The 21,976-nt window shown below is 63.0% G+C and carries 8 protein-coding genes and 1 pseudogene; 3 read left to right on the top strand and 6 right to left on the bottom strand.

The annotated features are described in order from the left end of the window. Positions 1-492: 492 nt before the first annotated feature. The 3 genes from ACP7B3_RS05960 to ACP7B3_RS05970 form a co-directional block, all read right to left on the bottom strand. Complete coding sequence (locus ACP7B3_RS05960; RefSeq protein WP_426178422.1) at positions 493-1,260, bottom strand: N-acetylmuramoyl-L-alanine amidase; 768 nt, start codon at positions 1,258-1,260, stop codon at positions 493-495. 123 nt (positions 1,261-1,383) lie between these two features. After that, positions 1,384-2,703, bottom strand: coding sequence for an ATP-binding protein (locus tag ACP7B3_RS05965; protein ID WP_242195561.1), 1,320 nt, complete (start codon positions 2,701-2,703; stop codon positions 1,384-1,386). Beyond that, positions 2,703-3,398: a response regulator gene (locus ACP7B3_RS05970; protein WP_106576501.1), complete on the bottom strand. Its 696-nt coding sequence runs from the start codon at positions 3,396-3,398 to the stop codon at positions 2,703-2,705. Before ACP7B3_RS05970 ends, ACP7B3_RS05965 begins: the two co-directional genes overlap by 1 nt. A gap of 178 nt (positions 3,399-3,576) precedes the next feature. On the opposite strand from ACP7B3_RS05970, the gene dsbD reads away from it, so the two are divergent. The 3 genes from dsbD to dsbG are packed head-to-tail and all read left to right on the top strand — an operon-like array spanning position 3,577 to position 6,886. Further along, positions 3,577-5,304 carry a protein-disulfide reductase DsbD gene (gene dsbD, locus ACP7B3_RS05975; RefSeq protein ID WP_369301231.1) on the top strand — a complete coding sequence of 576 codons (1,728 nt, stop codon included), beginning with the start codon at positions 3,577-3,579 and terminating at the stop codon, positions 5,302-5,304. Next, positions 5,304-6,149, top strand: a complete 846-nt coding sequence (locus ACP7B3_RS05980; RefSeq protein ID WP_426178426.1) for a prolipoprotein diacylglyceryl transferase family protein — start codon at positions 5,304-5,306, stop codon at positions 6,147-6,149. The genes dsbD and ACP7B3_RS05980 overlap by 1 nt, the downstream gene beginning before the upstream one ends. After that, positions 6,125-6,886, top strand: a complete 762-nt coding sequence (dsbG, locus tag ACP7B3_RS05985; RefSeq protein WP_106576498.1) for a thiol:disulfide interchange protein DsbG — start codon at positions 6,125-6,127, stop codon at positions 6,884-6,886. Before ACP7B3_RS05980 ends, dsbG begins: the two co-directional genes overlap by 25 nt. Positions 6,887-7,153: 267 nt before the next feature. Here dsbG and ACP7B3_RS05990 read toward each other — a convergent pair. The 3 genes and pseudogenes from ACP7B3_RS05990 to ACP7B3_RS06000 form a co-directional block, all read right to left on the bottom strand. Further along, positions 7,154-8,152 (bottom strand): annotated as a pseudogene (locus ACP7B3_RS05990) (chitinase); the annotation flags it as partial. Positions 8,153-8,192: 40 nt separating this feature from the next. Then, complete coding sequence (locus ACP7B3_RS05995; RefSeq protein WP_426178427.1) at positions 8,193-8,828, bottom strand: lytic polysaccharide monooxygenase auxiliary activity family 9 protein; 636 nt, start codon at positions 8,826-8,828, stop codon at positions 8,193-8,195. 248 nt (positions 8,829-9,076) lie between these two features. After that, entirely contained in the window at positions 9,077-21,973 is a 12,897-nt protein-coding gene (locus ACP7B3_RS06000) for a non-ribosomal peptide synthetase (protein ID WP_426178428.1), read from the bottom strand. Positions 21,974-21,976 lie beyond the last annotated feature (3 nt).

Here is a 21,976-nt window from a genome sequence, read left to right on the forward strand (position 1 = left end):
GGGGGGGTGGGTCCGGTTTGGGGGTGTGTCTACCAAATTTTTTTTTTGTCACAACCCCCCTTGGGGCGACACCCCCCGCTCCCACATTTGGATCTCTGTGTATCAGATAGAAGTGTGTTGCTGTGCTTTTGCTTCTACCACTCAGGTCGGCTTTCGGGCCGCCGTGCTTTTGCTTTTGATCTTGCTTGTGATCTGACAGGCCCCGTCAACCACGCTAGCCGAGCGCAGGCTTGAATCCGTGGGTAACCCGGCAGGACGCCGGGTTAGCCGTGTTGGGCCATGGATGGCCCGTCGCGGCGGCCCACGGATTCAAGCCTGCGTTCGGGCATGTCGAGCCTAAGCGAGGCACCGAGTGGTGGGGCAAAGACCTTTTGGTTACTTTTGGCTGGGCCGGCATTCCAGGCGTTTGCCAAAAGTGACCCGCTGTAAGAGCGGAACCGCCAGCCGCCGTTACCGCAGCAACGGATATGTCCAACCCCCCAAATAAGGCGCTCAAATCCCCCGATACCGATCATTCAACGCATACAAAATCGCACACGTCTCCCCATCCAAAACCCCACCATAATCCCGACTCCGAAAGTGCATCTGAAACGCCCGCGTCCGCAGCTCAAACGCCCGGCGATTCTGGGCCGGCTTATACCCATACCGCTGAAACGCCCGCTCCACCTCAACCTCCGGCGGCAACCCAAGACAAAACCGCCGCTGGTACATGCCCCGCGTCGCCTCATCAAACCAGGCCCCAACCCCTGCCTCGAACAAACACCGCCAAGGCAACCGAGGCCCCGGATCGCTCTTGCGCCAATAGGCAACATCCGAATGCCCAAGCACATCGGCAGGCCCAATCTGCGGATAGCGCCCAAGGACATCGCGAACCAACGCAATCAACACATCAACCTGTTCTTCGCCATACGCTGGAAACGTAAACACGCCCCCCTCATCCCGCGCCAAATTAACAATCTCGACACCAATCGACCGGCTATTGAGATCATCCCGCCCACCCCAATAACTGACCCCGGCATGCCACGCACGCTTATCCTCGTCCACCAGCCGAAACACGCGCAATTCGTCATGGCCGGTGGCGCGGTAGCCAGGGTCATCCGGATCGGGCAGCAAGTAGTGAGCGCTGACACCCTCTTGTGTGAGCGTACGCAGGGATGAAGCAAAAGGCGCCGCGGTGTAATGCAAAACCACCTGCTGCACGGGCTCAGCGTTACGCTCATTGAAACCCCTGGCGGGGAAACTGCTATCGACCACCAACATAAGAACCGTCCTTTTCAGTACAGGCCGAGTCATTCAGCCCGCTCAAGCGCAAAAAAATTACCGCCATCCTGAAGGGAAGAATGTCAGGCGGGCGGTAACTATTTGGTGCTTGAAGAAAAGTGCTCAGCGCCGCAACGGCATCCCCAGATCGACCCGCAAGCCATCTGCCTGACTGTCGAATTTCAGCGAGCAGGAGCAGCGCTGCACGATCGCCTGCACGATCGCCAGACCCAGCCCACAGCCCTCGCTGCTGCCATTGCGCCAGAAACGTTGGGTCAGGTATTGCAGGTCCTCACTGGAAATCTGCTTGCCATGATCACGCACGCGGAACACCACCGTGTCGGCAGTGGTGAACACACTCAGCTCCACCCGGGTATCACCCGGCGTATGGCGCAGCGCGTTATCCAGCAGGTTGCGCAAGGCCGCGACCGCCAGGGCCACTGGCATTTCCACCGGGGTATCGGTGAGGTTGGCCGACAGGATCAGGTCGATACGCCGGTTGTCGCCGGCGTTGGCATCCTGGATCGCCAGCCGCGCGACCTGTTCGGCGCTCGATTGCAGGCCGTCATCGAACGACAGGCTGCCTTCCACCCGCGCCAACAGCAGCAATTGCTCCAGGGTACGATGCAGCCGGTCAGCGCCCTCCTCGGCGTGGGCCAGGGACTGGTCGCGCGCCGCGCCGTCGGTCATGCGCGCCACTTGCAGGTGGGTCTTGATCGCCGTCAGCGGGCTGCGCAACTCATGCGCGGCATCACCGGTGAGGCGGCGCTCACGCTCGATGGTCTTGGCGATGCGTTGCAACAGTTGGTTCTGGGTGTCGAGCAGCGGTTTTAGCTCGCTGGGCAGAGGGTGAATCTGCAAGGGTTCGAGCGAATCGGCACTGCGGCGCATCAACGCGTCACGCATACGGTTGAGCGGCAGCAGGCTCTGGCCGATGCCCAGCCACAGCAGGCACAGGCAACCCAGCAAGGCCACGCCGACCGGCACCGAAGCCGCCAGCAGGATCGACAGGTTCAGCGCCTCGCGCTCCACCTGACGGTCGGCCGTGGTGATCAACAAGTCCCCCCGGGACAGGGTGAAACTGCGCCAGCCGACGCCGTCGATGACTTGATCGCGAAAGCCACTCTTGCGCGACTCCAGGCCTTCATCCGGGGTCATGTGGCTGCGCGCCAGAATTTCCCCACGCAGGGAGCTGACCTGGCAGGCCATGCCACCCGGCACATTCAGTTGCTCGGTGCGCAGGTGCGTACCGCCGCTCACACTGGCCAGGCCCGGCATCTGCTCGGTCAACCCCGCGACCATGCGCGCCGACGCCACCAGACGCTGGTCGAGGGAGAACATCATCTGGTTGCGCAGATCGTTGAGCATCCAGGCCGCCGCCAGCAGCCAGATCAGCACGAAAGCAGCGCCCAGCTTGAACGTCAGGCGCAGGCGCAGGCTCATCACGAGGCGTGTTCTCCATCATCGGCCACGCCACCATCGGCCGTGCCCAGGCGATAACCGAGGCCGCGCACGGTCTCGACGATGCCGTTGCCCAATTTACGCCGCAGGTGATGGATATGCACGTTGAGGGCGTTACTTTCCAGTTCGTCGTTAAAACCGTAGACGCTGTCCTTGAGCTGTTCGCTGGACAGCACCCGGCCTTTGTTATGCAACAAGGCCTGCAACAACGCTTGTTCGCGACGGGAAAGATCCACCGGCTCGCCGCCCAGGAAGGTTTCCCGGCTGCTGGGGTCGTAGGCGAGGCGGCCGTGTTCGATCAGGTTGACCCGGCGCCCCGCCACTCGCCGCAGCAGGGTTTGCAGGCGGGCGGCAAGCTCGCGCAGGTCGAAGGGCTTGAGCAGGTAATCGTCGGCACCGGCTTGCAGGCCGTCGACACGGTTGGTCACAGAATCCCGCGCCGTCAGAATCAGCACCGGAATCTCCAGTCCCTGGCTGCGCTGTTGTTGCAGCAGCTTGAGGCCGTCTTCGTCGGGCAAACCGAGGTCGAGCACCATGATGTCAAACGTGGCCGCCTTGAGCATCGCCCGTGCAGCCGCGGCCGTGGCCACGCGTTCGACGGTAAAGCCCTGAGCGCCGAGGCCGGCCACGATGCCGCTGGCGATCAGTTCGTCGTCTTCACAGACCAGTACGTGCATGGTGAACCCTTCATGAAAGATGGGGAGAATTAAAGGTGCAGCGGATTAAGCGCCGATTATGCCGTGAAAAGAGGCGCGCTCAGACACGCCCTTCACTTTAGAATAGCCCCCCGGTTAATCATCGGTTAATCAACGCCACACATTGTGTCCCTAACTTGCACCAAACTAAGGCTTGACCATGCGGCATCTGTTTACCTTTCTACTGGTAATGTTCGCGGGATTCGCCCAGGCCGCGCCGGGCAACCCTTTTGAAAGCAAACCCGATTTCCTCCCGGTGGGCAAAGCCTTCACCTTTACCTCCGAACGCCTGGAGTCTGGCGAGACCCAGCTGTATTGGCAGATTGCCGACGGTTACTACCTGTACCAGCAACGCATGAAGTTCGACGGCCTGGCCGACAAACCGGCGTTACCGCAGGGCGAAGCCCACAGCGACGAGTTCTTCGGTGAACAGCAAGTGTATCGCCAGGGCCTGGAAGTGAAGATTCCGGCCGGCGCCACCGGCCAGGTCAAGCTCGGCTGGCAGGGCTGTGCCGATGCGGGCCTGTGCTACCCGCCGCAGTCGATCACCGTGGACCTGGGCGGCAACCCCGCCGTCGCCGCCACCGCACAAGCCCAGGACCAGAGCCTGGCCAGCGGCCTGCAACAGCGCAGCCTGGGCTGGAGCCTGCTGGTGTTCTTTGGTCTGGGCCTGCTGCTGGCATTTGCCCCGTGTTCGCTGCCGATGCTGCCGATTCTCGCAGGCCTGGTGGTCGGCAGTGGCGCGAGCCCGCGTCGTGGTTTCGCCCTGGCCAGCAGCTACGTGATATGCATGGCGCTGGTGTATGCAGCGCTGGGCGTACTGGCCGCGCTGCTCGGCGGCAACCTCGCTGCATGGCTGCAAACGCCGTGGATTCTTGGCAGTTTCGCCGCGCTGTTTGTGATCCTCGCCCTGCCAATGTTTGGTTTCTTTGAACTGCAATTGCCGGCCTTCCTGCGTGATCGCCTGGACAACGTCAGCCGTCAGCAAAGCGGCGGCAGCCTGGTAGGCGCCGGCGTGCTCGGTGCGCTCTCCGGCTTGCTGGTGGGGCCGTGCATGACTGCGCCACTGGCCGGCGCGCTGCTGTATATCGCCCAGAGCGGCAATGCGCTGCACGGTGGCCTGATTCTCTTCGCCATGGGCATCGGCATCGGCATCCCGCTGTTGCTGCTGGTGACGGTGGGCAACCGCTTCCTGCCGAAACCGGGCACTTGGATGAACGTGCTCAAGGGCGTCTTCGGCTTCCTGTTCCTGGGCACCGCAGTGCTGATGATTCGCCCGGTGGTCGGCGAAAGCCTGTGGCTCGGCCTGTGGGGCGTATTGGCCCTGGTGATGGCTTACTGCGGCTGGGGCCTGGCGCGCGAATACGGGCTGGCGGCCAAAGTGTTTGGCGCAGGCTCCCTGGTGCTGGGCCTGTGGGGCGCAGTACTGGTGGTGGGCGCGGCCGGTGGCAGCGACGACCTCTGGCAACCGCTGAAAGTCTACGGTGGCTCGCGGGTTGCCGCCGCACCGAGCGCCCATGACGCGTTCATGACCATCAATGACCCGGCCGTGCTGCAAACCCAGCTCGACAGTGCCAAGGCCCAGGGCCAGTGGGTGCTGGTGGATTACTATGCCGACTGGTGCGTGTCGTGCAAGATCATGGAAAAACAGGTATTCGGCAAACCGGAGGTGATGGACGCCCTTAAAGATGTGCGCCTGCTGCGCCTCGACGTCACCGCCGACAACGCTGCCAGCCGTGAGCTGCTGGGTCGCTACAAGGTGCCGGGGCCACCGAGCTTTGTGTGGATCGGCCCCAACGGTGAAGAACGTCGCGCCCAACGCATCACCGGCGAAGTGGATGCCGCCGCCTTCCTGCAACGCTGGACGCAAACCCGAGACGCACGCTGATGCTGACCCTGACCATCGGCACCTTCGCCATCGCCCTGAATCACATCCTGCTGATCAGCGCGTTGATTCTCGCCACCCTGGTGGGCTGGCGGGTGGCCAAGCGTGGCGGCGAAAACCCCGAATCGGTGCTGTTCACCCTGTTCCTGCTGGGCATGCTGGCCGCGCGCGTCAGCTTTGTCGTGATGTACTTGAGCGATTACAGCCGCGATCCCCTGCAGATGGTCGACCTGCGCGACGGCGGTTTCCTCGCCTGGCCCGGCGTGATTGCACTGGTAATCGGCGCCCTGTTGTACGGCTGGCGCCGCCCTGCCCTGCGCAAACCGTTGAGCGCCGGGGTGGTCACGGGCTTGGTGTTCTGGGGCCTGACCAGTTTATCGCTGAGCCTGTACGACAAAGGCGCGCAACTGCCGGACATCACCTTGCGCAACGCCAATGGCGACGTGGTGCAACTGGCCGACTACAAAGGCGGCCCGCTGGTGATCAACCTCTGGGCCACCTGGTGCCCACCGTGCCGCCGGGAAATGCCGGTACTGGAGCGCGCCCAGCACCAGCGCCCCGACGTGACCTTCCTGTTCGTCAACCAGGCCGAAAGCATGCAAAGCGTCAGCACCTTCCTCGCGACCCAAGGCCTGACCCTCGATAACGTATTGTTTGACGCCAGCGGCCGACTCGGCCAGGCCGTGGGCTCCATGGCCTTGCCGACCACGCTGTTCTACCAAGCCGATGGGCGCCTGATCAACAGCCACCTCGGTGAGCTGTCCCAAGCCAGCCTGGCCCGTGCCATGGAACCCTTCGACACCGCCCCTGAAAGGAAACCGACATGCCAAGCCTCCGCCACCTGCTGACCCTGCTGCCGCTGACGCTCGCGGCCACCCTGGCCCAGGCCGAAGACTGGCCGGCACCGATCAAACAGATCGAAGCCAAAGGCGCCAAGATCCTCGGCAAGTTCGATGCGCCCAGCGGCCTCACCGGCTACGCCGCGCAATACCAGAACCGCGGCATGGCCCTGTACCTGACCGCCGACGGCAAAAGCGTGATTGCCGGCAACCTGTACGACGCCGAGGGCAAAGACCTGAGCAGCGCGCCCCTGGAAAAACTGGTGTACGCGCCGATGGCCAAGGAAGTCTGGGCCAAGATGGAACACAGCAACTGGATTCAGGACGGCGATAAAAACGCGCCACGTATCGTCTACCTGTTCAGCGACCCCAACTGCCCGTACTGCAACATGTTCTGGGAACAGGCACGGCCGTGGGTAAAAGCCGGCAAGGTGCAGTTGCGCCACATCATGGTGGGCATTATCCGCGAGGACAGCCCAGGCAAGTCGGCTGCGCTGTTCGCCGCCAAAGACCCGCAAAAAGCCTTGGAAGAACACGAAGCCGCCGGCAAAGGCAGCAAATTGCAGGCGCTGGACAAGATCCCGGCGGACATCGAAGCCAAGCTCGATGCCAACATGAAGTTGATGGAAGAGCTGGAATTGTCGGCGACGCCGGCGATTTTCTATCTGGATGACAAGGGCGGGTTGCAGCAACAGCAAGGCGCGCCGTCGCCGGACAAACTGGCGAAGATTCTGGGGCCCAAGTAATCGACGTTTCCCTAAGACTGTTTCGGGCTTGCGCAACAGAAAACGAGCAAAGCAAGTTCATAAAAACCGGATGAAAACTTGAGCCTGACGCAGAAAATCCGATGCCCAAAGAGGGCATCGGATTCTATTTGATAAAGCCAACGATCAGCTCATAAACATAGCTGTTTGAGATCAGGCACGTCTGCCCGATGTCTCTTTGCGCTACTGCCGATTGGCGACTTCGAGATCCGCCTCATCCTCACCGAGGCCAGACAGATGAGTGCCTGTGATCAACGGCCCATAGCGGCGGCTGAATTCCCAGTTGTAGGGCACGTGGTCTTTGCTGATCCCGTTGTCCCAATTCACCGACCATGTCATCAGGCCCTTGATCGACAACCCTTTGGCGTCCAAACGCTTGAATGCATTGGTCACGGCTGCGGGGTTGATCACATAACCGGTGGCGGCTGCGTCGACGTTGGCCGGCAGACCAATGACGAACTTGTCCGCCGGGATTTTGGTAAACCCTCGCGTTCCGCTCACCAGACTTTCGGTCAGGTAAAACAGGAAATCCTCTTTCATCGCGTCGTTGTTCTGGGCAATCCAGGCACCGTTGCCGTTGTTGGCCTCCTGCACCCAGATCCCGTCGCCCCCTTGGTTGTAATACTGCGGGGCAATGAAGTCGTAATAGCCTTCCAGCGCCTGGATGTAACCGACGTATTTGCCGGCGGTGGTCAGGTAAGGAAACTCCGGCGCCATGCTGATAATGAAGTGTTTGCCTTCACCGGCGTAATGGTCCTTGACCAGTTTCAACGCGGCGGGCAGGACAGTCTTGTTGTCGGCGAAATCAATCGCGCGCTGTTCAAGATCGATGTCCAGGCCATCAAAGCCATAGGTTTCCACCAGGCGGATAATCTCGTTGGCCAGTGGCTGTTCGTTGCCTTTATGCAGCTCGATGTGCGCATCGGCGCCGCCAAGGGAAATCAGCACCGCCCTGCCCTGACTGTTTAGCACGCCCACCTGACGGCGGAACTCGGCGTCGGAAAGGTTGTACGGCTTGAACGTTGGGATACCGTTGCCTTTCATGAAGGCCACGGCCACCACGTTGTAATCCTTCGGCACGTCCGCCAGGTTCATATTGGCGAATTGGCCACGCTGGTAGCCGTCGCTCGCGCCGGCAGGCCAGTTGTGCCAGAAGCCCATGAGGATCTTTTTGCCGGCAATGCTCGGCATCAGCGAAGCGACATCGTTCAGCGGCGATTTCAGTGAGGTGAAGTCAATATTTGTCATGTTCTAATCCTTCAGAACGTATGGGTTTAACGGCGTGGGCTTATTTGAAGTCCACGTCGAAGGCTTGATAGAAGGCGTTGCCGGTGTTGGCGACGATCCACATCAATACGATCACATGCTTGCCCTTTTTGTTGGCCGGCAGTTTCACTTCGTGATTGACCTTGGCCTTCAGTTCACCTGCATGGCTGAAGTACGGCACCTGGGTATAGAAGTCTTCGGCAAACGGCTGGGCTTCCAGTTGTGCGCGGGTGATGCGCTGTTTCGGATCCCAGCCATCCTTGGTGATCAGCCAGCGATAGCCACGGGTGGTGTGCGGCGCGGTGTATTCCCAGGCGACCTTGAAGGTCTGACCCGGGTCGACATTGAGCAGCGGCCAGGTGAAAGCACGGTTGAGTTTCTTGGCCATTTCCTCGTTGGTGAAGTTGATGCAGTCACGGGCATCGGTCTTGCCGCCGCTGAGGATGAAGCCGTCGGCGGGTGGGGTGACGCTGTCACTGTCGGTTTGATAAGGCGCCGGGAACGGACCGGCAATCAGTGCCGGAAAGTTCTTGCCGCCTTCCATTTCATTGACCTGCCAGGTAGCCAGCAGGCCGAGATCCACGGCGACTGCGCCACGGCTGGAAGGGGACGTGACACGACCATGGCGAAGAGGTGTCTGGGTGTGTGGTTTATTCATGTGTGACTCCATTGATAGTGATTAAGAACTCTCCCTTCCTGAAGGAGAGAACCTCAACCTAACGGAGTTGCCTTTTTTTGCCACAGGCCCGTTTTTCACTCATTTGCTTCCCATCAGGCAACAGCCCTTAAAACACTGTATATAAAAACAGTATTATGGAAATCACCTACGCCACTCGAGGTCGATATCCTACAAACAAAGGCGGAAATAAGCACAATTTCTCTCACCGCCAGTTGTTCCAGTTTTCCTTAAAGCCCCTCCAACTCCGCCATCAAATCACTCAACCGATCGACCTTCTCGGCACTGATCTCATTCGCCGCCAAGCCCTCGATGTACTCGGCCAACTCCGCCACCGTGCTGCACTCGAACATCGCCCGCAGTGGCACATCGCGCTGCAGGGTTTTCTGCACCCGGGAGGCAATCTGTGTAGCCAGCAACGAATGCCCGCCCAGCTCGAAGAAGTTGTCCTGTACGCCCACCCTGTCGACTTTCAGTACCTCGGCCCAGATAGCCGCCAACGTCGTTTCCAGTTCGTTGCGCGGCGCCAAGTAATCCTGGCTGTGCAACTGGCCGATCTCCAGGGTCGGCAGGGCCTTGCGGTCGAGTTTGCCGTTGGCGTTCAGCGGAAGGCGCTCGAGCCATAACCAGTGCAGTGGCACCATGTATTCCGGCAGCTCGGCGCGCAGGCGTTGCTTGATGCGGTCCAGGCGCTCGCTCGGGTTGAGGCTTTCATCCGCCGCCACCAGGTAACCCACCAAGTGCTTGCCGTTGACGCCCTCTTGTACACCCACCGCGGCGTCACGCACCTCCAACTGTTCATGCAGGCGCGCTTCGATTTCACCCAGCTCGATGCGGTAGCCGCGAATCTTCACCTGGTGGTCGATACGCCCCACATATTCCAACACGCCATCGCTGCGCCGACGTGCCAGGTCGCCGGTGCGGTAGAGACGCTCGCCGGGTGCGCCAAACGGGTTGGGCACAAACACCTGCGCCGTGCGCAAAGGATCGCTGACGTAACCACGGCCCACACCAGTCCCTGCCACGCACAGCTCGCCAACCGAGCCCTGTGGCACCAACGCCAGTGCGCCATCGAGCACATACAACCGGTTGTTGTCGGTCGGGGTGCCAATCGGCAAATAAGTGCCTTGGGTTGACGCCAGATCGACGCGGAAGAACGCCACGTCATCCGAACATTCCGCCGGGCCATAAGCGTTGACCAGGCCAATGTCTGGATACCGCAGCAGCCATTGGTGCGCCAGCTCCGGCGGCATCGCTTCGCCCGTCGGCAGCATCCAGCGCAGGCCGTCCAGGCTCATGCGTTCCTGGGCGAGCATGCCCTGGATCAGCGACGGCACGCTTTCCAGCACGGTAATGCCCTGGGCCTGCACATGGGCCAGCAAACCTTGCGGATCATGGGCGACCGTATTCGGCACAATATCCACCCGCGCGCCAAACAGCGGCGCAGCGAGGAATTGCCACACGGAAATGTCGAAACTTTGCGACGCAGTTTGGGCGATTACATCCGCCGGGCTCAGGTCCAGATACGGCACCTTGCTCAACTGGTTATTCAGCATGCCGCGCTGTTCGACCATCACGCCTTTGGGCAGGCCGGTGGAGCCCGAGGTGTAGATCACGTAGGCGAGGTTGTCCGGGCCGCTGTAGACACCTGGATTTTCCCCACGGCCCGGCACTTCCTCCCACACCAGCAACTGGCAGTCGGTACCTTCCAGCAATTCAATTGCCTGCTCGCGACACGCCTCGGTGCACACCAGCAACGGCGTGCGGCTCAAGTCGATAATCCGGCTCAGGCGCTGGCTTGGCAGGCCTGGGTCCAGCGGCAGATAACCGGCGCCGGCCTTGAAGCTGCCGATGATCATGCCCAGCAAGTCGAGGTTACGCTCAGCCAGCAATGCCACCGGCTGGTCCAGGCCGACACCCGCCGCGATCAGCGCGTGGCTAAGACCATTACTGCGCCGGTTCAATTCGTCATAGCTCCATTGCTGGTCAAGGCAACTGGCGGCGATGCGCTGCGGATACGCGGCCACCTGAGCTTCGAACAGCTCGACATAGCTGCGCTCCAACGGGTAGACGTGCTCGCTCTGGTTGCAGCCGTCGAGCAGGAATTCACGTTCCTGCGCGCCAATCAACGGCAGGTCGGCCATGTCGCCATGGAAGCCTTGCACCAGCGCCAGCAGCAAGCGCTTGAACTCGCCGAGCATGCCCTGCACGGTGCTCTCGTCGAAGTAACGCTGGTCGTAGGACAGGTGCAAACCGAGGTCATCACCCGGGTAGCACACCGCGGTCAGCGGGAAGTTGGTGTGGGTGCGGCCGGAATCCGAGGTGGCATTCAGGCTTTGCGCGTGGTCCAGCACCGAGACTTCCACCGGCGCGTTCTCGAACACGAACAGGCTGTCGAACAACGGTTGGCCCTTGGGCAATTCGCTGTGTTCCTGAATGGTCACCAGCGGCAGGTACTCGTACTCGCGCAGCTGCATGTTGCTGTCAAGCAAGCCGCTCAACCACTGGCGCACGCTGCAGCGCTGACCGTCTTCAGGCAGTTTCACCCGCAGCGCGATGCTGTTGATGAACAGGCCGACAGTGCGTTGCATCTCGGGCATGTCCACCGGGCGCCCGGCCACGGTAACGCCGAACAACACGTCACGCTCGCCGCTCAAGCGACGCAGCACCAACGCCCATGCCGCCTGGGCGAAGGTGTTGACGGTCAGTTGATGGGCCTGCGCCAGTTCACGCAGTTGCGCACCGTCGCGTGCCTCCAGGCGGGTGTAGCAGTCGCCCACCACCATGCCGCCGCTATGGCCCGCATGTTCACGCAGGAACGGCCGGTCACTAGGGATCGGTGTGGTGCGCTCGAAACCTTGCAGGTTGTGCTGCCACCACTGGCGCGCTTCGGCGAGGTTCTGGCGTTGCAGCCAGGCAATGTAATCGCGGTAGCGCGGCGGTGTAGCCAACTGTGCTTCGCGGCCTTCGCCCATGGCCATGTAGATCTCAAAGAAGTCATTCATCAACAGCGAACGGCACCAGGCATCGATGAGGATGTGGTGGTTGCTCATCATGAACCAGTAGCGCGCTTCACCGACGCGGATCAGGCGCAGGTGAAACGGCGCCTGGTTAAGCAGATCGAAACCGGCTTCACGCTCGGCCTTGAGCAAGGCTTGCAGGCGCGGCTCCTGTTCACTTTCCGGCTCGGCGCTCCAGTCCAGGTACTCGATCGGCGTGCTGCCCGGCTTGTGAATCACTTGCAGCATGTCTTCGCCGACGTTCCAGCAGAACGACGCGCGCAAGGCTTCGTGACGGGCGATCACCGCCTGCCAGGCTTGGGCAAACCGCTGCGGGTCGAGCGCGCTGTTGATGCGGTAGCGGTCCTGCATGTAGTAGAGGCCCGTGCCCGGTTCCAGCAAAGTGTGCAGCAGCAGGCCTTCCTGCATCGGCGTCAGCGGGTACACGTCTTCGATGGCGCTGGCCGGCACCGGCAGGCTGTCGAGTTGTGGCTGGGTCAGGTGCGCCAGCGGGAAGTCCGACGGTGTGAGGCCGCCGGCAGCGTCGCTCAGGCAATGCGCGATCAGGCTTTGCAGTTCGCCCAGGTAGGCTTCGGCCAGTTCGCGAATGGTCTGTTGATCGTGGCGCTCGCGGCTGAAGGTCCAGCGCAGCACCAGTTCGCCGCCGTACACCTGGCTGTCGACGCTCAACTCATTGGGCAACGGCGCCTGCGGGTCATGCGCCAGGCCGGCTGGCTCATCCAGCGGGTGGAACAGCGCATCGGCGCCGAAGCTCTGGTCGAACTGGCCGAGGTAGTTGAAGGTGATGTCGGCGCTTGGCAGTGCAGCCATGGTCTGCTTGCACAGATCGTCCGCCAGGTAACGCAGCACGCCATAGCCCAAACCTTTGTGCGGCACGCCGCGCAGTTGCTCTTTGATCGCCTTGATCGACGCGCCCTGCTCTGCTTGCGGGGTCAAGCGCAATGGGTAAGCGCTGGTAAACCAGCCGACGCTGCGGGTCAGGTCGATGTCATCAAACAAGGTTTCACGGCCATGGCCTTCCAGCTGGACCAGCGCTGAATCGTGACCACTCCAGCGGCACAGCACACGGGCCAACGCCGTCAGCAGCAGGTCGTTGACCTGAGTGCGATAGGCGCTTGGCGCCTGTTGCAGCAGCTGGCGGGTGTGTTGCGCGTCCAGGCGCACGCTGACCGTGTCGGCATCCCGAGTGAGCAGCGAGCCGTGTGGGCGATCCACCGGCAATACCGCCGCAGGACCGGCCAACCGGTCTTGCCAGAGGCTCAACTCTTCACGCAGGGATTCACTGCTCGCATAGGCCTGCAAACGCGCAGCCCAATCACGCAAGGCGCTGGTCTTGGCCGGCAGGCTGACCGATTGGCCGTCGCTCAGTTGGCGGTAGACGGTTTGCAGGTCTTCAAGCAATACGCGCCACGACACGCCATCCACCACCAGATGATGAATCGCGATCAACAGGCGTTGCTGACCCTGCGGGCCATCCACCAGCAAGGCGCGCAGCAGCGGGCCGTGTTCGAGGTCGAGGCTGCGTTGGGTGTCGGTGAACAGCGCGGTGCACTGCGCCATATCGCGCACTTGCGCCTGCATCAGCACGCCGCCGCGCGGCACGGCCAAGTGCTCGGCGTGCCATTGGGCGTCGCGCGGCGTAAAGCTCAGGCGCAGGGCGTCGTGGTGTTCCAGCACCGCCAACAGCGCTTGCTCCAGGCGATGCGGGTCGAGCAGTTGCAGCGGTTTGAGCAGCAACGCCTGGTTCCAGTGCTGACGATTCGGAATCGCCGTATCGAAAAACCAATGCTGGATCGGCGTCAGGCCCGAGCTGCCCGTCAGCACCCCTTGTTCGGCGCTGACCCGCTCGGACCGCGTCGCCACGGCCGCCAGGGTTTGCACGGTCTGGTGCTGGAACAGATCGCGCGGGCTGAAGTGAATTCCGGCCTGCCGCGCACGGCTGACCACCTGGATCGACAGGATCGAGTCGCCGCCCAGTTCAAAGAAATTATCGTCCATGCCGACCTGCTGCACGTTCAACACGGCGCACCAGATCGCGGCCAGGGTGTGCTCCAGTTCGTTGCGTGGCGCCACGTAGTCTTGGCGGTTCGCCTCCGGGTCCGGTTGCGGCAAGGCGCGGCGGTCGAGCTTGCCGTTGGCGGTCAGCGGCATGCTGTCCAGCACGATCAGGTGCGCAGGCACCATGTAGTCCGGCAGTTGCGTCTTGAGGTGTGCCTTGAGCGCGTCGCGCAGTGTGGCGTGGTCGGCGTCGCTGACCAGATAAGCCACCAGCTGTTTGCCGCTCGGCGAATCCAGCGCCAGCACCACCGCTTCGCGCACCGCGTGGTGTTCCAGCAGGCGGGTTTCGATTTCACCCAGTTCAATGCGGAAACCGCGAATTTTCACCTGATGGTCGATACGGCCCAGGTACTCCACCAGGCCATCGGCGCGTTGGCGCACCAGGTCGCCGGTGCGGTACAAACGCCCGCCATTGGTAGCAAACGGGTCGGCGACAAAACGCTCTGCGGTCATGCCCGGGCGTTGGTGGTAACCCTGCGCCAGACCGGCCCCGCCGACATACAACTCGCCGGTCGCACCCTGCGGCACCAGCGCCAGGTCGGCGTCAAAAATGTAGGCCACGCGGTCGCCGATGATGCTGCCGATCGGCACGCTGCCAGCGCCCTCCTCCACGTGCTCGGGCGCCAGACTGGCCAGCGGCATGACCACGGTTTCGGTCGGGCCGTAGGCGTTGAAAAACACCTCGGGCTGAAACGCTGCGCGGATACGCTGCAAGTGTTCGCCGGTCAGCGCCTCACCGCCGGTGATGCACATGCGCACCGGCAAGGTTTGCTGCTGAGTCGCCAGCCACTGCGCCAACTGGCTGCCATAGCTTGGGGTGAAGCCGAGGATATTGATGCGATGGGTGCGAATCAGCGCGCAGATTTCTTCGGCATCCCACTGGCCCTGGGCGCGCAACACCACCTGCGCGCCGCTGAGCAGCGGCACCAGCAAACGCTCGGTGGCGGCGTCGAAATTGATCGAATAAAAGTGCAGTTCGCAATCGTCCGCACGCATGCCAAAGCGCTTGATCACCGCCTGGCAATGCATGGCGATTTCACCGTGGGACACCACCACGCCTTTGGGCTTGCCGGTGGAACCTGAGGTGTAGATCAAGTACGCCTGATGTTGCGGCAAGCTGATAAAGGGCAGCTCGTCGGCCGAGTAATTGGCGAGCATCGGCAGGTCATCTTCCAGGCACCAGCACGCCACCGTCGCCGGCAGTTCACCAAGGGCTTCGAACAGTGCCGCGTCACTGAGCAGCAGGCCGATGCCGCTGTCTTCGATCATGTAGTGCAAGCGGTCCAGCGGGTATTCCGGGTCGAGCGGCACATAGGCGCCACCGGCCTTGAGGATCGCCAACAAGCCAATCACCATTTCCAGAGAACGCGGCAACGCCAGGCCGACGCGCACCTGCGGGCCGACGCCGCGCTCGCGCAGCATCCACGCCAGGCGATTGGCGCGGGCGTCCAGTTCGCGGTAGGTCAGGGTTTCACCGGCAAAGGTCAGTGCCGGCGCATCGGCACGCTTGCTCGCCTGCTGACTGAACAACTGATGAATGCACTGATCGAGGCGATGCTCGCCCGCTTCCATACCGAGGCTGTTCTGCAACGCGCGCTGCTCGGCGGCGGTCAGCAACGGCAATTCGCTGAGGCGCTGCTGCGGGTTGGCGATCAGTGCCTCCAGCAAGTTGCGCCAATGCTCGGCCATGCGCGCAATGCGCGGTTCGTCGAACAGGTCGGTGCTGTAGGTCAGGCAGCAACCCAGGCGGTGGTCGAGGTCGGTGACTTCCAGGTTGAGGTCGAACTTGGTCGCACGCGCGTCGTTGGCCAGGTACTCGACGGTCATGCCGGCGAGTTGGCGGCTCTGCTGGAATTCCCAGCGCTGCACGTTGCACATCACTTGGAACAGCGGGTTGTAGGCCGCGCTGCGTGGGGGTTGCAGGGCTTCCACCAAATGATCGAACGGCAGGTCCTGATGGGACTGGCCTTCAATCACGGTGTGGCGCACCTGCTCGAACAACTCGCCCACCTTCATCTGCCCAGTGAGCTGGCAACGCAGCACCTGGGTGTTGAGGAATGCGCCGATCAGGCCCTCGCTTTCAGGGCGAATGCGGTTGGCCACCGGCGCGCCGATGCGCAGGTCGGTCTGGCCGCTGTAGCGGTAGAGCAACACGGCCAGGGTGGCGGTCATGGTCATGAACAGGGTCAGGCCGCGTTCGGCATTGAAGGCGCGCACGCGGGCGGCCAGTTCATCGCTCAGGTCAAAGCGGTACAGCTCGCCCTGATGGCTTTGCACCGGCGGACGCGGGCGGTCGCCGGGCAGTTCGAGCAGTGGATGCTCATGCCCAAGCTGCCCGATCCAGTAGTCGAGTTGGCGCTGACGCTCGCCGGACTCCAGCCATTGGCGCTGCCACACGCTGTAGTCGAGGTACTGCACCGGCAACGGCGCCAGCGGCGAATCGCGCTCGTCGATAAAAGCCTCGTACAGCGCGCTGAGTTCACGCGCGAAGATGTCCATCGCCCAGCCTTCGGTGACGATGTGGTGCAGGGTCAGCACCAGGTAGTGTTCCTGCTCGCCGGCCTTGACCAGGCACGCGCGCAGCAATGGCCCGGTTTCCAGGTTGAAAGGTGTATGGGCTTCGTGGTCGGCCAGTTGTTGCAGGCGCAGCTGACGCTCGGCTTCAGTGAGCGCCGAGAAATCCTGCCAGTCCATGCGCAGTCCGGTTTGCGGCGCGACCTTTTGCTGGGCCACGCCGTCGACGCTCGGGAAGGTGGTGCGCAGGGTTTCGTGACGCATGATCAAGGCTTGCAACGCTGCCTCAAAACGCCCCACGTCCAGCACGCCACGCAGGCGCGCCATGCCGCCGACGTTGTAGGCCGGGCTGTCCGGCTCCATCTGCCAGAGGAACCACATGCGCTGCTGGGAATAGGACAGCGGCACCGGCGCGCTGCGGTCGACCTTGGCGATAGCGGTTTGCTGGTTGCGCTGGCCCGAGGCCTGGATCAGCCCGACTTGCTCGGCAAACGCGCCCAGCTCGCTGGCTTCGAACAAGGTGCGCAGCGGCAGCTCGACGTCGCAGGCCTGGCGGGTGCGCGAGATGATTTGCGTGGCCAGCAACGAGTGGCCACCGAGGGCGAAGAAGTCGTCGCCCAGGCCAATGCGAGGCAGGCCGAGGACTTCGCGCCAGATCGCCGCAATCTGCTGCTGCAACGGGGTTTGGGGTTCGATGTGTTCACGGGTTTGCCACACCGGCGCCGGCAAGGCACGGCGGTCCAGTTTGCCGCTGGGGCTCAGCGGCATCGCCTCCAGACGCAGCAGTTGCGCGGGCACCATGTATTCCGGCAGCTCGGCGGCCAGGGCAGTTTTTACCTGTTGAGCGTCCAGCGCGGTGCTGGCGGTGTAGTAGCCGATCAGTTGCTGGTCACGCACCAGCACCACGGCTTGAGCGATGCCGTCCATGGCCAACAGGCGTGCTTCGATTTCTTCCGGTTCCACGCGAAAGCCACGCAGTTTGACCTGCTGGTCGAGGCGGCCGAGGTAGTCGAGTACGCCGTCAGCGCTCCAGCGCACGCGGTCACCGGTGCGGTACAGGCGTGTGCCCGCCTCGCCCAGTGGGTCGGCGACGAAACGTTCGGCGGTCAACCCGGCGCGGCCGAGGTAACCGCGCGCCAGGCCGATGCCGCCGATGCACAATTCGCCCGGCACACCGGCCGGCAATGGGTTGAGGTGTTCGTCCAGCACGCGACAGATCACATTGCCCAGCGGCCGGCCAATCGGCGAGCGCTCGCCGTCTTCGGCCTGGCACTGCCAGTGGGTGACGTTGATCGCGGTTTCCGTCGGGCCATAACGGTTGTGCAATTGCACCGCCGGCAACTGTGCCAAGACGCGGTTGCGCAGTTCGGCGGGCAAGGCTTCACCGCCGGAGAACAGGCGGCGCAGACTGGTGCATTCGGTCACCCGCGGCTCATCGATAAACAGCTGCAACAGCGGCGGCACAAAGTGCAGGGTGGTTACGCCGTGTTCCTGCACCAACTGCGCAATGCGGTGCGGGTCGCGATGCTCGCCGGGACCGGCCAGCACCAGGCGGCAACCGGTGATCAATGGCCAGAAGCACTCCCACACCGACACGTCGAAACTGATCGGTGCTTTTTGCATCAGCACATCAGTGTCGTTGAGTTGATACGTGGCTTGCATCCACTGCAAACGCTCGGCCAGCGCCGCATGGGTATTGCCCACGCCCTTGGGCTGGCCGGTGGAGCCGGAGGTGTAGATCACGTAGGCGAGGTTGTCGCCATGCAGATGCAAACCCGGTGCCTGGGTCGGCCAGCTGTCGAGGTGCAGGCTGTCCATGGCGATCACGCACACACCTTCGGGTGCCGGTAGCAGATCGAGCAGTGAGGTTTGGGTCAACAGCAGGTGCACCCCGCTGTCCTGGAGCATGTAGGCCAGGCGGTCGGCGGGGTAATCCGGGTCGAGCGGCACATAGGCGCCACCGGCCTTGATGATCGCCAGCAAGCCGATCAACAGTTGCGGCGAGCGTTCGGCGGCGATGGCCACGCACACATCCGGGCCAACGCCCTTGTCACGCAGGTAATGGGCCAGGCGGTTGGCCTGGGTGTGCAGTTGGGCGAAGGTCAGGTTGCCGTCCTGCCAGACCAGCGCGGTGTTGTCCGCGGTGTGTTGGCTGAGCAGCTCGGGCAGCCACTGCTGCGCCGGCGTGCAAGGCGCGGCGCTCCACGGCTGTTGTTCGTCGGCGTGCATCAGCTGCAAGTCGCCGATGGCCTGTTGCGGTTGCTCGCACACGGCGTGCAGCAGAGTAATGAAGTGCTCGGCGAGACGCCGGATGGTGTTGGTTTCGAACAGCTCATCGGCGTAGTCGAACGACAGGCTCAGGCGCCCGTTGCGGTCTTCTTCGCTGTGCAGTTGCAGGTCGAACTTGGCCTCGCGGCTGTGCCAGGGCAACTCATCGGCGAGCATGCCCGGCAGGCGGCGCAAGGCACTCAGGTCGCGTTGCTGGTGGTTGAACATGACCTGGAACAGGCCCTGTTCGCGGGCGTGCGGGAAGGCTTCCAGCAGTTGCTCGAACGGCAGGTCCTGATGCGCCTGGGCGCCCAACGCAGCCTGACGGGTGGCCGCCAACAGTTGATTGAACGGCAGGCGCCCGTCCAGCTCGGCGCGCAGCACCAGGGTGTTGATGAAGAAGCCGATCAGGCCTTGGGTTTCCTGGCGCGGGCGGTTGGCATTCGGCACGCCGATGCGGATATCGCGCTGGCCGCTGTAGCGGTAGAGCAGGCTTTGGAACGCCGCCAGCAGCAGCATGAACGGGGTGGCTTGGTTGTCTTGGGCGGTCTTGCGAATCGCTGCACTGAGGCCGGCCTCCAGGCGCACGCTATGGCGCGACGCGCTGTGGCGTTGTTGCGCCGAGCGCGGATGGTCGGTGGCCAGGCTCAGGCTCGGATGTTCCTCGCCCAGCTGGGTTTTCCAGTACGCCAGTTGCCGCTGGCCTTCGCCTTCGGCCAGCCATTGGCGCTGCCAACTGCCGTAGTCGGCGTATTGCAGGGCCAATGGTGGTAGCTCCAGAGTCTGGCCTTGCGTTGCGGCGGCATACAGGCGCGAGAATTCGTCGATGAGGATACTCAGCGACCAACCGTCGGCAATGATGTGGTGCAGCGTCACCAGCAATTGGTGATCTTCATCGTCCAGGCGCACCAGGGTCACCCACAGCAGCGGGCCTTTTTCCAGGTCGAACTGGGTGCGCGCCTCGTCTTCGCGGATCTGCTGCGCGCGCGCCTCACGCTCGGCGCCCGGCAGGTCGCTGAGGTCGATAATTTGCAGGTCGAATTCGGCGCTTGCCTGCACACGCTGGAAGGCCTGGCCGTCGCGCTCGTAGAAACGCGTGCGCAGGGCTTCGTGACGCTGGATCAGGTGCTGGAAGCTGGCGCGCACCGCGTCTTCGTCCAACTCGCCGCGCAAACGCAAGGCGCCGGGGATGGTGTAGGCGCTGCTCTGCGGGTCAAGTTGCCAGGTGATCCACAGGCGGTTTTGCGCCAGGGATTGCGGCAAGTCGTCCTGGCGCGACAAGGCATGAATCGCGCCTTGAGCAACGCCGCCATCCTGCTGCAATTGCGCAACGCTTGCGGCAAAGCTCGCCAGGGTCGGCGCTTCGAACAGCATGCGCAGGTTCAGCTCCAGCCCCAGGGTTTCGCGCAGGCGGGCGACCACTTGGGTGACGGTGATGGAGTTACCGCCGAGCAAGAAAAAGTGGTCATCGGCCGCGAGGGTTGCGACCTGCAACTGCTCGCACCAGATGGCGGCGATCTGGTTTTGCAGATCGGATTCCAACGCCGCATCGCTCGCTTGCGCTTGCAGGTCGGGGAACTGCGCGTAGCTGTCGAGGCTGCCATCGGCGTGGCGAAGGGCACAGGCCGAGCGCTGCACTTTGCCGCTGGAGGTCTTCGGCAAGGCGCCGGGGTTGAGCAGCACCACCACGCTCGGGGCTTCTTGATACGCCTCGGCCACGGCCTGGCGGATGGCTTTGATCAGCGCCTCGGGCGGCAGGATTTTCTGCACGCTGCGGCTGATTTCGGCGGCGATGCCGATGCCTTCCAGGCCCTGGTCATTCACTGCAAAAGCGGCAACGCGGCCCTTGCGCACCACTTCCACTTCGCGCTCCACAGTCTGTTCGATGTCCTGGGGATACAGGTTATGGCCGCGCACGATCAGCAGGTCTTTCAGGCGACCGGTGATGTACACCTGGCCCTCGCGGATAAAACCCAGGTCGCCGGTGCGCAGCCAGGTGCGGCCGGCGTGCTGTACAAACGTCTTGGCCGACGCTTGCGGGTTGCGCCAGTAGCCGTGGGCGATGCTCGGGCCGCTGGCCCACAGTTCGCCGATGTGGTTATCCGGCAGTTCGCTCAGCGTGTGCGGGTCGGCGATCAACACCGCGTGCCCCGGCTGGCTGGTGCCGCAGCTCATGATCGCGTTGCCCTGCCCCGGTTCGGCGCGGTTGGCGGCCAACGCCTGTTCATCCAGGCGCAAGGCCGGGATGCCTTGGCCACGGGTGCCGCCGGCGACGAACAGGGTCGCCTCGGCCAGGCCGTAGGAGGCGAAGAAATTGTTCGGGGTGAAGCCACACGTCGCGAACTTCTCGGCGAAGCGCTCCAGGGTGTCGAGGCGGATCGGTTCAGAGCCCGAATAGGCCACGCGCCAGGTGCTCAAGTCGAGGCGCTCCAGGGCTGATTCGCTGACCCGCTCGCTGCACAGGCGGTAGGCGAAGTCCGGGCCACCGCTGATGGTGCCGCGGTATTCACTGATCGCCTCCAGCCAACGCAGCGGCCGGCCAAGGAAGTACGCCGGCGACATCAACACGCACGGCACGCCACTGAAGATCGGTTGCAGCAGGCCGCCGATCAGGCCCATGTCGTGGTACAGCGGCAGCCAGCTGACGATCACGTCATCCGGGTTGAGGTCGATGCCAAAACCACGGCGGATCAGCACTTCGTTGGCCACCAGATTGCCGTGGCTGACTTGCACGCCTTTGGGCAATGCGGTGGAGCCGGAGGTGTATTGCAGAAAGGCGATGTCGTCGGCGTGCAGTTCGGGTTCGACCCAGCGCTCGGCGAGCTGTGCATCCAGGGTGTCGACGCTCAGCACCGGCGGCGCGTTGTCGATTTGCGCCAGGCCGTCGCCGAGGCTGGCAATGGTCAGCAGCAAGCGCGGTTCGGCGTCACTGATGATCGACAGCAGGCGCTCCTGATGATGCCGGCGCGTGGACTCTGGCGGATACGCCGGCACTGCGATGACCCCGGCGTACAGGCAGCCAAAGAACGCCGCGACGTAGTCCGGGCCGCTGGGGAACAACAGCACCGCGCGCTCGCCCAACGCCGCATTGGCCTGCAAGGCGGCGGCGATGGCGCGGGCGCGCTGGTCCAGGTCACGGTAGCTGAGCACAACGTTTTGCTCGGCAGAGTCGGCGAGGAAGCGCAGGGCCACCTGGTCCGGGGTCTGCGCGGCGCGGCGTTGAAGGGACTGGACCAGAGTGCGGGGAAGTTCGAAGGCGTCCATCATGGG

The organism is Pseudomonas sp. TWRC1-2 (assembly GCF_049896685.1).
Lineage (GTDB): Bacteria > Pseudomonadota > Gammaproteobacteria > Pseudomonadales > Pseudomonadaceae > Aquipseudomonas.

Bases quoted from the DNA above. Each gene is read 5' to 3' on its own strand.
- ACP7B3_RS05960 (WP_426178422.1), bottom strand. From the start codon at position 1,260: ATGTTGGTGGTCGATAGCAGTTTCCCCGCCAGGGGTTTCAATGAGCGT.
- ACP7B3_RS05965 (WP_242195561.1), bottom strand. From the start codon at position 2,703: ATGAGCCTGCGCCTGCGCCTGACGTTCAAGCTGGGCGCTGCTTTCGTG.
- ACP7B3_RS05970 (WP_106576501.1), bottom strand. From the start codon at position 3,398: ATGCACGTACTGGTCTGTGAAGACGACGAACTGATCGCCAGCGGCATC.
- dsbD (WP_369301231.1), top strand. From the start codon at position 3,577: ATGCGGCATCTGTTTACCTTTCTACTGGTAATGTTCGCGGGATTCGCC.
- ACP7B3_RS05980 (WP_426178426.1), top strand. From the start codon at position 5,304: ATGCTGACCCTGACCATCGGCACCTTCGCCATCGCCCTGAATCACATC.
- dsbG (WP_106576498.1), top strand. From the start codon at position 6,125: ATGCCAAGCCTCCGCCACCTGCTGACCCTGCTGCCGCTGACGCTCGCG.
- ACP7B3_RS05995 (WP_426178427.1), bottom strand. From the start codon at position 8,828: ATGAATAAACCACACACCCAGACACCTCTTCGCCATGGTCGTGTCACG.
- ACP7B3_RS06000 (WP_426178428.1), bottom strand. From the start codon at position 21,973: ATGATGGACGCCTTCGAACTTCCCCGCACTCTGGTCCAGTCCCTTCAA.